The sequence below is a fragment of the Bradyrhizobium sp. genome, assembly GCF_049586575.1.
In the GTDB taxonomy this organism is placed as follows: Bacteria; Pseudomonadota; Alphaproteobacteria; order Rhizobiales; family Xanthobacteraceae; genus Bradyrhizobium.
Window position 1 is genome coordinate 1 of the sequence record NZ_JBAVCF010000183.1, and the last position, 11,749, is coordinate 11,749.

The 11,749-nt window shown below is 61.9% G+C and carries 11 protein-coding genes and 3 pseudogenes; 6 read left to right on the top strand and 8 right to left on the bottom strand.

Annotation, left to right across the window (positions count from 1 at the left end):
* From WB528_RS07060 to WB528_RS07070, 3 genes are all read left to right on the top strand, one after another.
* On the top strand, positions 1-372 hold a 372-nt coding region (locus WB528_RS07060; protein WP_423887706.1), incomplete at its 5' end, for an alpha/beta hydrolase domain-containing protein.
* A gap of 78 nt (positions 373-450) precedes the next feature.
* On the top strand, positions 451-1,770 hold the full coding sequence (locus WB528_RS07065; RefSeq protein ID WP_423887707.1) for an MFS transporter: 1,320 nt from the start codon (positions 451-453) through the stop codon (positions 1,768-1,770).
* 29 nt (positions 1,771-1,799) lie between these two features.
* Positions 1,800-2,762, top strand: coding sequence for an amidohydrolase family protein (locus WB528_RS07070; protein ID WP_423887708.1), 963 nt, complete (start codon positions 1,800-1,802; stop codon positions 2,760-2,762).
* Between the two features lie 8 nt (positions 2,763-2,770).
* Here the strand turns inward: WB528_RS07070 and WB528_RS07075 are convergent, their stop codons facing one another.
* From WB528_RS07075 to WB528_RS07085, 3 genes are all read right to left on the bottom strand, one after another.
* Positions 2,771-3,655 carry a hypothetical protein gene (locus WB528_RS07075; RefSeq protein WP_423887709.1) on the bottom strand — a complete coding sequence of 295 codons (885 nt, stop codon included), beginning with the start codon at positions 3,653-3,655 and terminating at the stop codon, positions 2,771-2,773.
* Between the two features lie 14 nt (positions 3,656-3,669).
* Positions 3,670-5,085, bottom strand: coding sequence for a hypothetical protein (locus WB528_RS07080; protein WP_423887710.1), 1,416 nt, complete (start codon positions 5,083-5,085; stop codon positions 3,670-3,672).
* A gap of 105 nt (positions 5,086-5,190) precedes the next feature.
* Positions 5,191-6,588: a CoA transferase gene (locus WB528_RS07085; RefSeq protein ID WP_423887711.1), complete on the bottom strand. Its 1,398-nt coding sequence runs from the start codon at positions 6,586-6,588 to the stop codon at positions 5,191-5,193.
* A 566-nt stretch (positions 6,589-7,154) separates the two neighbouring features.
* On the opposite strand from WB528_RS07085, the pseudogene WB528_RS07090 reads away from it, so the two are divergent.
* The 3 genes and pseudogenes from WB528_RS07090 to WB528_RS07100 form a co-directional block, all read left to right on the top strand.
* Positions 7,155-7,499 (top strand): annotated as a pseudogene (locus tag WB528_RS07090) (IS110 family transposase); the annotation flags it as partial.
* 83 nt (positions 7,500-7,582) lie between these two features.
* On the top strand, positions 7,583-7,795 hold the full coding sequence (locus WB528_RS07095) for a hypothetical protein (protein ID WP_423887712.1): 213 nt from the start codon (positions 7,583-7,585) through the stop codon (positions 7,793-7,795).
* Between the two features lie 46 nt (positions 7,796-7,841).
* On the top strand, positions 7,842-9,101 hold the full coding sequence (locus WB528_RS07100) for an arsenic transporter (RefSeq protein ID WP_423887713.1): 1,260 nt from the start codon (positions 7,842-7,844) through the stop codon (positions 9,099-9,101).
* Between the two features lie 108 nt (positions 9,102-9,209).
* On the opposite strand, the gene WB528_RS07105 is transcribed toward WB528_RS07100, so the two are convergent.
* The 5 genes and pseudogenes from WB528_RS07105 to WB528_RS07125 form a co-directional block, all read right to left on the bottom strand.
* The gene (locus WB528_RS07105; protein ID WP_423887716.1) at positions 9,210-9,587 is read right to left on the bottom strand and encodes a response regulator; all 378 of its coding nucleotides are present in this window, start codon (positions 9,585-9,587) and stop codon (positions 9,210-9,212) included.
* A gap of 255 nt (positions 9,588-9,842) precedes the next feature.
* Positions 9,843-9,962, bottom strand: a pseudogene (locus WB528_RS07110) (hypothetical protein); the annotation flags it as partial.
* Positions 9,963-10,115: 153 nt separating this feature from the next.
* A complete protein-coding gene (locus WB528_RS07115; protein ID WP_423887714.1) occupies positions 10,116-10,811 on the bottom strand; it encodes an ABC transporter ATP-binding protein in 696 nt (231 codons plus the stop codon).
* Complete coding sequence (locus WB528_RS07120) at positions 10,811-11,560, bottom strand: ABC transporter ATP-binding protein (RefSeq protein ID WP_423887715.1); 750 nt, start codon at positions 11,558-11,560, stop codon at positions 10,811-10,813. The genes WB528_RS07115 and WB528_RS07120 overlap by 1 nt, the downstream gene beginning before the upstream one ends.
* Positions 11,557-11,749: pseudogene (locus WB528_RS07125) on the bottom strand (branched-chain amino acid ABC transporter permease); the annotation flags it as partial. The pseudogene WB528_RS07125 and the gene WB528_RS07120, both read right to left, overlap by 4 nt.

Genomic DNA, 11,749 nt, shown 5'->3' on the forward strand with positions numbered 1-11,749 from the left:
TCCGAAGACATGCCGCCGTCGAAAGGCGTTGCCTATCCGGTATTCGTTCCGAAGACCGACGCCGATGGTCGCGACATTGCCGGCGTTCACTTGCCCACGCTGGAAGCGCCGGCCGCAACTCATACCGGTTGGAATCTGCGCAAGGCAGGCTTTAGCGAAGGCGAATTGTGCGACAACAACGGCACCATGATCCCATTCGCAGCCACCCGTGAGGAGCGTCTGAAAAACAACGATCCGCGCCTGTCGATGGCGGAGCGCTATCCGAACGCAGGTGACCGCGCAGCCGCGATCGCAAAGGCCACACAGCAACTGATCCACGACCGGCTCGTTCTGCAAGAAGATGCCGGACTGTTTACGGCCACGGCCAACTAGGTTCTTCACAAGCGTGCTGCAGGCGATTACGAAAACACTCACTTGAATAAATCGAGCGCAAAGCGGGGGAGAGACTTCATGGCGGCCGCGGAAGCAATGCACGCAATCGAGCGCCGGACCATCGCCAAGGTTTCCTGGCGGCTGTTGCCCTTGATCGCCTTGGCCTATTGCATCGCTTATATCGATCGCAGCAACATTTCCTTCGCTGCGCTGACCATGAACAAGGATCTCGGCTTCAATGCCTACATCTACGGCTGGGGCGCCGGAATCTTCTTCTTCGGCTATTTCCTGTTCGAAATTCCAAGCAATCTGATTTTGGAGAAGGTAGGGGCGCGCATCTGGATCGCCCGGATCATGATCACCTGGGGGATCTTCTCGGGCCTCACCTGCCTTATCACGGGCACGATAAGCTTTCTCACCATCCGCTTTTTGCTGGGAGCCGCCGAAGCCGGATTCTTTCCGGGCATGATCCTGTATTTCACTTACTGGTTTCCCGCCGAATATCGTGGCCGGGTCATTTCGACCCTTTTCATCGCCCAACCTGTCGCCAACGCGGTCGCATCGATTGCGTCGGCCGCCATTCTCGAGATGGACGGCGTACTCGGCGTCAAAGGCTGGCAGTGGATCTTCATCATCGAGGCGGTGCCCGCCGTCCTGCTTGGTCTCGTCATACTGCGCGCGATGACGGATCGCCCGGCGCACGCCGACTGGCTTGCGCCGGAGGAAAGGGATTGGCTGCAGGCACGGATCGATGGCGAAAACAGCCAGGTCGAAAGCGCGGGCCGGATGACCTTGATGCGGGCGCTGGGCGATCCGCGCGTGGTCGCGCTGTCGCTGATCTATCTCATGAGCGTGACCGCGAATTACGGCATCGTTTTCTTCATGCCGCAAATCGTCAAGGGAATTGGCCTTACCAACATGATGACCGGCATCGTTTCTTCGGTGCCCTACATCATAGGCACCATCGGGCTCGTGGCATGGGGCTGGTCGTCCGACCGCCACAGGGAACGTCGCTGGCATCTGATCGTGGCCTCCACGCTTGGCGCGCTCGGGCTCGCTTTTGCCGCGTGGTCCGGCGCCTCCTATTGGGCGCTGCTTGGAATGTCCGCCGCTACCGTCGGCATTTATGGCTCGCGCGTCGCTTTCTGGCCGATGCCTTCTATTTTCCTGACGGGAACGGCGGCAGCGGGCGCCATCGCGATGATCAACGCCACCGGCAATCTCGGCGGCTATTTCGGTCCCTTCATCGTCGGCTGGATCCGCAATTCCACCAAGAGCTTCGAGGCCGGGCTTTATTTCCTGGCCGCCTGTTCGCTGATGGCAGCGATCATCACCTTCTTTGCTTCACGTGCGGCGGGAGCGCCGGCTGCCGTGCCAAGCCCGAGCGCCGCCGAATAATCAACAAGAACCCAAACGAGGAGACGACCATGCTTAATCGACGCGATCTTTTGCTTGCATCCGTTGCCGCTGGCGTTGCGATGCAAAACCGAGCGGCGTTCGCCAAAGCGGCGCAGCCGACGACAAAGGTGAATTTCGACGTTCCGGATCATGCCTGCGACTGCCACACCCACATTCACTTGCCCGAAAAATATCCGTTCTTTGCCGGGCGCGTTTACACGCCCGAGCCGGCCTCTCCGGAAGAAATGGCGGCGCTGCACAAGGCACTTCACATCGAGCGCGTCGTGATCGTGACGCCGAGCGTTTACGGCACCGACAACCGGGCGACGCTCGAGGGCATGAAATTCCGCGGCGATACCGCGCGCGGCGTTGCCGTGATCGACGACAAGACCTCGGAGAGCGATCTTGATGCGATGGGCAAAGCGGGCATCAAGGGTATCCGCGTCAATCTTGCCACCGGCGGCGTCAACGATCCCAGCATTGGACGCAAGCGCCTTGAAGCCGCGATCGATCGCGTGAAGGGACGCGGCTGGCATGTCCAGGTCTACACCAACCTGCCGCTGCTCACGAACATCAAGGATGTCCTCGCCACCTCACCCGTCCCGGTCGTGTTCGACCATTTCGGCGGCGCGGAAGCAGCGAAGGGCCTCGAACAGCCCGGCTGGGCCGAGCTCGTCGAAGCCGTGAAGAGCGGCAAGGTCTACGTGAAAATCTCCGGCGCCTATCGCCTGTCGAACAAGGCGCCCGATTATCCGGATGCGGTGCCGTTCGCCCAGGCGCTGATCGCCGCCAACCCCGACCGTCTCGTCTGGGGATCGGATTGGCCGCATCCGAACTCGGTGACGCCGCCCGACAAGAAGGCGACCGACCTCACGCCGCTCTATCAGATCGACGACGGCCGCGTCCTCAACCAGTTGGCGGTCTGGACCCCGGACCCGGCGATCCGCAAAAAGATTCTGGTCGACAATCCGGCGAGACTCTACGGATTCTAGGAATCAGTTCACTGGGCCGGCCGTACCGTTTGTGGTGCCGGTCCGGTGCAACTGCGCCGCCATTCACCGGCCTTACGCAGGCCGCCGAATGGAAACAGATGGAAGCCTGCAATCGAAGCCTTCGTCTTGCCGGAAGCCGATTGCAGGCCGGCCACCACATCGTCCGGCCCCGTATCGATCAGGAGGCGGCCGAAACGGCCAATTTGGCCTCGCAGCGACCGGATCGAATTGCCGATGCCGCAGCGGAGCGCAAACTTCATCAATGTCGCCGGCGTTGCCGGACCGGCAAGACCGACAATGACCGGAAGATCAATGCCGCGCGCGCCGAGTTCGTCGATCCAGCCGACGATTGGCGCGCTTTCGAAACAGAACTGGGTCATGACCTCGACGCGGATTCCGGCCTGACGCCCCCAGTCCCGCCACGCCTGGAGCGCCTTGAAAGCGTTGGTTGGCGACAGAAAAGGATGGCCCTCGGGATGCCCCGCAATGCTCACCGATTTGATGCCATTCGCTTCGATCAACCCGCTGGCACACACATCATGACTTGACCGGTAAGGACCTTTTGCCACCGCAACGTCGCCGGCAATGACGAGAATACGGGTAACGTCCGCCTCGCCTCGCGCCCTCGCCAGAAAATCGTGAAGCGCTTCGCGCGACGCAATCTCCCGCGCGGCGATATGCGGGACCGGATTATAGCCGGCGCGGCGCAGCGCACTGGCGGTCTCGACGTTGCGGCGATAGTCGTCGCCGGGCAGGAAGGTGATCGTGACATCGGTGCCGGCTTCGAAACTCTCCTGCAACGACGGCAGGTGATGTCCGTCCGATGAAACTTCGACGGAAGCAGCCGACAAGAGTGGCGTGAGGTCGTCGGAAGTTCGATCGGGTGCGGTCATGGCGCGCTCCGACATCACGCCGGCGCGCGGCGGCGCGAGATCACATAGGTCTCGTCGTTGAACCACAAACCGCCGTGCTTTTTCAGCACCCGGTCGGTCGCTTCGAGATAGCGGCCGTCACGGACCACTTCCGACAACCTGACATCCTCGACTTGCGCGACATAGATTGCGGCATTCCATGCGGCGAACAACGTCGAGGTACCGATCGGCCCGCTCACTTCGTCCGGAAGCGTGTGCATGCGATAGCGGAAAATCGAACGCGCGTCGGACGAAGCGTTGAAATTGTAGTGCCGCGCCGTAGCGCCGAGTTCATGCTTGACCTGTCGCAGGAGCGCATGGCGATCGGAGGTGAAGGGATTGTCGCCGGGCCAAACTCCGTCGATGATCTCCATGCCGGGATCGTTGCCATGCGAGTGAATGCCGATCAACCGGCCGCCGGGCCGCAACGACCGCACCAGCGGAGCAACCACCTTCGACGCCTTGAATTCGACGCTGGCTCGCGCCCGATAGGGCTGCGAGGCGATGACGAGATCATAATCGGCCATCACCCGCCCCGGCCGCGGCATGATCGGGTCCAGCAGAAAGGAATGATCCTCGCGCCGTAGCGTGAGAATGACGGGCCGCGCGTAAACCGGATTGCCGGTGGTCGGGCTAATTCCGGCGCGCCAGTTCTCGGCGAGGAATCCTTCGAGCTCCCCGATCTGCTCGGCGAAGCCGTGGGCCGTGTTGCCAGACAGCGCGACATCTTTCCAGATCAGGCTTTGGGCTGCGGTCGCCGAGCGCGGCGTCAGCCACGGCGCTTCGGCATAATAGAGATTGGTGACGACCAGCACGGTGGCGGGATGTTCGAACAAACGGTCCGCCATCTTCTCCAGCATCATCCGCACGTCTTCGTAACTGATTTCCTTGGCGACGGCGTAGAGCGGCATGGTCGGAAAGCGGGCGTGCAGCGCCCGCATCACGCGCGACAGCACGGTGCCATCGCCCACACCGGCATCGAAGATTCGAAGCGCGGGCGGCGCCGGTTGCAGGCTGCCGAGTTCGAGCGAAATCCGGTTGGCGACCTCGGTCTTCTCGCTGCAGGTGGACACGAACAGGAGATACTTCTGCCGGTTGTCGAAGAATCGGAATCCGGCAGGCGCTATATTCGCAGCCGCAAAGGCGCCGTTGCCGGGTTTCGGCTGGACCGACGGCTTGCCCGGTACCGGCGATTCAGCGCCGCGATGCTCGGAGAGATACGCACGAACCTTGTCGAGGGTGCCGGTCGTGATCCTGGCCCCGTCGCGCAAACGGGATACCAGCTTGCCGTCGTTGACGACGAGCCGCCCGAAGGTGGACTCGGCCGTCTGCGTCGCCCGGCAATAGTCCCTGATCTCACCCAGAATCTGATCGGAGGTCCCAGGCTGTCCCTGACGTTCCGCCGTCCGCATGATTGATCTCCTGCGGTTTCATCCCCGCCTGCCATCAAGGGCAGCGCGCTGAGGGACGTCAACCACAAACCGAGTGGGCAATATTTATGGGCAAATGCCCATCTCTCAAGGACGCTCCGGCCATTCCGGCGGATGGCTGCCGAGCGGCATCGCCGGCCGCGCCCAGAACGCCGGCGTCTTCGAAAGCTCCGCGGCGTGGCGAATCGCCCGCAACCGTCCGAAACCGGATTGAGTTTCACCGGCAAATGGCTTGATCGCCTCACCTTTCAAGTCCTCGGTCTTGAGACCGTCTGCGAGGCGGCCGAGATTCCAGATCCAGCGCCCGGTCTGCGCCAGCGAGACGTGGACATGCCAACTGCCGCCTTCGCGGGACTGGCGCGCCTTCGCCATCATCGCGCCGAACGCCATCAGGTAGCCAGTGACGTGATCGAGAATCTGTGCCGGTAATTCCTTCGGGCCGTCGATGCCGGCCGCCTGTCCCTCGGCATGGTTGAAGCCGGTCGCTGTCTGCATCAGCGAGTCAAAACCGCGGCGTTCCGCCCATGGTCCCACATGGCCGTAGGCCGAGAGCGACACATAGACGATGCCTGGACTGATCCGCGCCGCATCCTCAGGCGAGAAGCCGAGGCTAGCGAGCGCGCGCGGGCGATAGCCTTGCGAGAAAATATCGGCTTGCGCCAACAATTCTTTCAACTTGCGCCTGCCCTCGTCGCGCTTGAGATCGAGAAAGGCCGACAACTTGCCGCGGCCGGTATCGATGGTGAGCCATGGGATCGCCGGCAAATCTGCGCCCGATATCAGCAGCACGTCCGCGCCATGCACCGCCAGCGTGCGGCCGGCGACGGGGCCGGCGATCACGCGCGACAGATCGAGCACGCGCAGGCCCGCAAGCGGCCGGTCACCGACAGGCCACGGCTTTGGCGCAGCGTCGCCGATTTTTTCGATTTCGATGACCGTGAGTGCCGCCAACGCTTTCGCCTGCGGCAGCGCCGACCACTCGTCATGGGAGCGCATCATCGCCACCACGCCGCCAGCGGCATAAGCCGTCGTCTCGAGGGCTTCCGCATCCCATTGCATCGAGGCGGCCTGAACCTCATCGCGCTCCGCCTTGCAGCCCAGCACGCGGCACACCGCATCGCGGTGATGCGGAAAATTGGTGTGCAGACGGACAAAACGATGATCGCGCGTCTCGTAGACGCCGGCGATCGCGTCCCATACCGCCGGAGGCGGCGTGCCCTCGACGCCCAGATAACGCTCGCTGCGGCATTCGACGACGGCGTGACGCATGTCGACGGCGACTTTCTGATCTTCCCCGCTGCGCAACTTCCAGACAAGGGCCGCGGCCAACCCTGCCGCGGCAATGCTCGCTTGCGCGGCGGCCCCAACGCGAAACGACGACGGCAGTTGGGGCTCGTCGCCGGTCAGCGTGACCGCATCGAGCGCGGCTTTTTCGCCGTCGGCCAGAGTCCAGAGATTGCCGAGGATTTCACGAGGTGTTTGCATGGGCAGTCCTTGCGAGACGTAACGTGCTTTTATCAGGGTCGCTGTCAACCGGGAAAGCCGCGCGTCCGATTTCAGGTATGCGTTCGCGATCTCACGGTGCGGATAGCATCCGAGGTTGGCAACAACGTCCGTCCCTCTCCAAACACAAGGGCGCAGGGAAAGCCGGTGCGCCGCGCGCCCGCCTTGTGTGCGGTAAAAGTGAGAGCACACAAGCATAGTCACCACGGTCACACCGGAAACACCCGGCATTCCCCGCGCAATGGTTTTAACGGTTTCCTCCGCGCTCTCCTCGGTGACCGGGCTTGTTTGCCACCGTCGCCCCTGAGAAGCGTTAGCTTCTCAAGAACTTGACGCCAGCGTCGGGGCGTCAGGACCACACGGCTTCGCCGTCCGCTTTGGCGCTGCTCGTCTCCAGGCGCAAAAACGTCCACATGGGGTAATCGCGGGAGCGCGTCACCCCTGAATCAGTCCCAACCGATAGTGGAAGCTGGTGGCTGTTCCCCGATAGGATGGAAATGCGGGCTCACGACTAGACGCCGGGCCCAAACATCGAATGGAGAACAGCCATGGAAGATTATATCGGTTTCGACGTGTCGATGAAAGAGACGTCAGTCTCGATCCGCCGGTCAGGTGAACGGATCTGGCGTGGCAAGTGCGCATCTGATCCCAGAATCATAGCCGAGCTCATCCGCAAGCGGGCGCCAGCCGTGAAACGCGTGGTGTTCGAGACCGGGCCACTGTCGATATGGTTTTATCATTCTCTGCGCACCGAAGGGTTGGCCGCCATCTGCATCGATGCGCGCCATGCTAAAGCGGCGCTCGATATGGCGGCGAACAAGACGGACGCGAACGACGCCGATGGGCTGGCGCAACTCGCGGAAGTCGGGTTCTTTCGTGAGGTTCGGGCGCGGGTCTGCAGAGCGTTGCCGTCCCTTGTCTGGTCGCACTCATCTTGAATGGGACCGGCCGCGTCAATGCCGGACAAGGGGCTGTCATGACTGTACAGGGCATCGGAGCTTCGCTCAGTCCCGCGATCGGCGGCTGGATCGCCCAAAAGCTCGGATATCCGGCGGCGTTTCTCATTCTCGGAAGTTTTGCCGTTGGATCGATCGCAATCTGGCTTTGGTTCTCATCGCCTCTCAGGCTGGCATGCGCTACCAAAGCCGACCAGGGTCGTGCTTCGCTCGTACCGACACCAGCGACCTGACCACGATCGGCCCACGCGTGGCCCTTAAATCGGAGCACCCGCGCAGGTGGACAGCAGCAACGTTATCTATGGCATCGCCGGTTTGGCTACGCTCGGCATCATCGTCCGCCCGTTTCGGGTTCCGGAATACGTCTGGGCCGTGGCCGGTGCAGCGATACTGGTCGTGCAGGGACTGCTTCCGTGGCGCGACGCGCTCGCTGCGGCGGCGAAAGGGACCGATGTCTATCTTTTTCTCGTTGGCATGATGCTGCTCTCGGAAGTAGCCCGACAGGAAGGCTTGTTCGACTGGTTGGCGGCGCTCGCGGTACGGTACGCGAAAGGCTCGCCAAGGCGGCTGTTTCTCATTGTCTACGGCGTCGGCACGGTTGTGACCGTGTTCCTGTCGAACGACGCCACCGCGGTCGTGCTGACGCCGGCCGTCTACGCGGCCGCGACGGCTGCTCGCGTCGAGCCGCTGCCGTATCTCTACATCTGCGCCTTCATCGCCAATGCCGCGAGTTTTGTGCTGCCGATATCCAATCCTGCAAATCTGGTGATTTTCCGCTCGCATATGCCGCCCCTCGGTCAGTGGCTCCACCAATTTCTGTTGCCATCGACAGTTTCCATAGTCGTTACATACACGGCGCTTCGCTTCACACAACGCAAGGCACTGAATCTGAAAATCGGCGAAGACCCGGCAACGAAGCCGCTGTCCGTCGGCGGCAAATGCGTCGCACTCGGAATCGGACTGACGGCGGCTTCGCTTCTTGCTGCGTCGGCGCTTGACCAGCAGCTCGGTTTGCCGACGTTCATTGCCGGCGTTGCCGTTACCGTCGTCGTTTTGTTGATCAACCGACAGTCGCCACTCCGCGTTCTGCGCGACGTCTCATGGGACGTGATTCCGCTGGTCGCCGGGCTGTTTATCCTGGTTGAGGGCGTCGGGGAGACCGGAATCCTGCGCGTGATGGCTCGGATGCTCCACGAGGCCGCCCTGGCGTCACCTCAAGAAACGGCCGTTGGCGCGGGTGTCATCGTCGCCTTCGCGTCAAATCTGCTCAACAACCTTCCGAGCGGACTCGTTGCCGCTACCGTGAGCCAGAGTGCCGACGTCCCGCTTCAAGTCACCAGCGGATTGTTGATCGGGGTGGACCTTGGGCCCAATCTTTCGGTGACCGGCTCGCTCGCGACCATTCTTTGGTTGATCGCGCTCCGACGTGAGGGTGAGGCGGTTACCGCGTGGCAGTTTCTGAAACTTGGCATCATTGTCATGCCACCGGCATTGTTGGGTGCCTTATTGGCGATGGCGGCAATCAACTGGGGCTGGTAATCTGCGGTTTGGCACCTGGCGCGGTTACGAGCGTCGACTTCCGAAGTTCGCCTGGAAGCCGTCGAATGCGCGCGTGAAAAGTGCGACCGCGAGTGTCGCAAAAACAACCTAGATTGCAGGTGTGCCTTTGTTGAGAAGACTAGAGACCGCGGTAAGAAGCTGGGCCGGTGCAAACGGCTTGGACAACATCACGCTGTTCGGAACACCCTTCGAGGTCCATTCTTCTGCGGCAGCCCCGCTCATATAGACGACTGGAAAGTTCGGTTCGACCTCTCTGGCGTGCTGCGCGGCTTCCCAGCCGTCCATTTTGCCTTGCAAATGGATGTCAGTCACAAGCGCCCGGTACTTGCCCTTGTTTCCCTTTAGCAGGGTCACGGCATCTTCACCTGATGTAGCTACGGCAGTGTCGAACCCGCCATCGCTGAGCGTTTCTTCCACGAGGCTTTGTATTAGTTGGTCGTCCTCGACAACGAGAATGATAGGCAATTCCAAAGCAACTCTCCCCGACCCCTGCCCGGGGCTTAGTCACAAAAGGTACCCAAGACATCTTAAGTTACAGACAGCACACAAGTTCCGCGCGCGCACTCCGCCCGGCGAAGATTTTGTGACGTACGTCTTTATGCCATAGGGTCGATCCTCGACATGAACACTCCCCTTCGTGATTTCGAGATTTCGGTCAATGAGTGCGACAAGCGGGGGTCGGGCCGGCAGGTCGGTCAATGCATCTCCATGGGCGCCCCAAAACCAGGTGGTCAGCGCGCCGGCGAGACCCGTCCCGGTCCGATCTCCCACCCAAGCCACATATCCATCGGGCCGAATCAACGCGGCCTCAGGGGCGGCCACCGCGCCGAGCGCTGGAAGCAAGCCCTTTGCGCACTACATACTAAAATGGGAGGATTAGTGTCTTCCCCCACCCCCAATTATTGATCACCAGAATTTTGTTGTGGCCGCGATTGGCGCTCCCGTGCTCGTAGCGCGGACCATGTCTGTTGTGCCAAATTCGGGATAAATTAATCAGACCTCGAGCCATTCCTTGCGGATGGCCCTATTTTCCCTGAGTTCGGCGGGCGTGCCTTCGAATACGATGCGGCCGTGACCCATAACGTACACGCGGTGCGATATCCGCATGGCGATCGAGAGCTTCTGCTCGACGAGCAGGATCGACACTCCGGCTTGGGCAATTCGCACGATGAGATCGCCCACCTGCTGCACGATCAGCGGCGCCAGTCCCTCGGTCGGCTCGTCGATCATGATGAGCTCGGGATCGCCCATCAGGGTACGGCAAACCGTCAGCATCTGCTTCTCGCCTCCGGACAAAACCTCCGCCGGGGTATCGGCGCGCGCAGCCAGGTTGGGAAACATCTCGAGCATGCCGTCGATCCGCCATTTGCCGGGACGGCGGACGTCCTTGATGCCGAGCAACAAGTTCTGACGTACCGTCAGCCCCGGAAAGATGTCGCGATGTTCGGGCACGTAGCCCAAGCCACATCGCGCGATCTTGTAGCTCGGCAGGCCCGCAATATCCTGTCCCTTGAAGCGGATCATGCCCTGCGGCGGCACCTCGCCCATGATCGCCTTCACGGTGGTGGAGCGGCCGACGCCGTTGCGTCCCAACAGACTCACGACTTCGCCGGCCGCGATGTCGAGATTGACGCCTTGCAGGATATGGCTCTTGCCGTAATAGGCGTGAAGATCCCTGACCTCCAGCATCAGTGATCCTCCTCGCCGAGATAGGCTTCCTTGACCTTCCGGTTGCCGCGAATTTCCTCCGGCGTGCCGGAAGCGATGATCTGCCCATAGACCAGCACCGAAATGCGGTCAGCGATGCCGAACACCACACTCATGTCGTGCTCGACGATCACGAGCGTGCGTCCTTCGGTCAGTCGGCGGATCAGGGCGACGGCGCGTTCAGTCTCCGCGAGGCTCATGCCCGCGGTCGGCTCGTCGAGCATGACGACGTCGGCCCCGCCTGCGATGGTAATGCCAATCTCGAGCTCGCGCTGCTCGGCGTAGGTCAGAAGTCCCGCGGGCACGTCGCGGCGGTGGCCGAGATGGATATCCTCGAGGATTTCCGCGGTGCGCCGCCTCACTTCCGGCAAGCGATCGACATTTTTCCAAAAGGCGTAGCGATGGCCCGTTGCCCACAGCACGGCGCAGCGGATATTTTCCCACACGGTCATGCGGGCAAAGACGTTGGTGACCTGGAACGAGCGCGACAGCCCGCGCCGGTTGATCTCGAACGGCCGCAAGCCGGAGATGACGTCGCCATTCAACCGGATCTCGCCCGCGCTCGGCTTGATGTAACCGCTTATCAGGTTGAACGTCGTCGACTTGCCGGCGCCGTTGGGACCAATGATCGCGTGGCGCTCGCCCTTCGCGACGCTGAGGTTGAGGTCACGGATGATGCTGACATTGCCGAAGCTCTTCTGCACGGCATTGAGTTCGATGGCCGCGCTCATGCAAGATACCCCCGGTCGCGGGCGACGGTCGCCGCGCGGTCCCAGGCCTCGGCGACGCGCCGCCAGGTCAGGCGGGCGACCAGGAAGCCGACGACGACAAGCACGGCCGCGGCCACCCATGTCGTCGGCGCCGTCGCATTGAACGGTATGCCGACGAGATTGATGACGTTGCCCCCGCCCTCGCTTGCG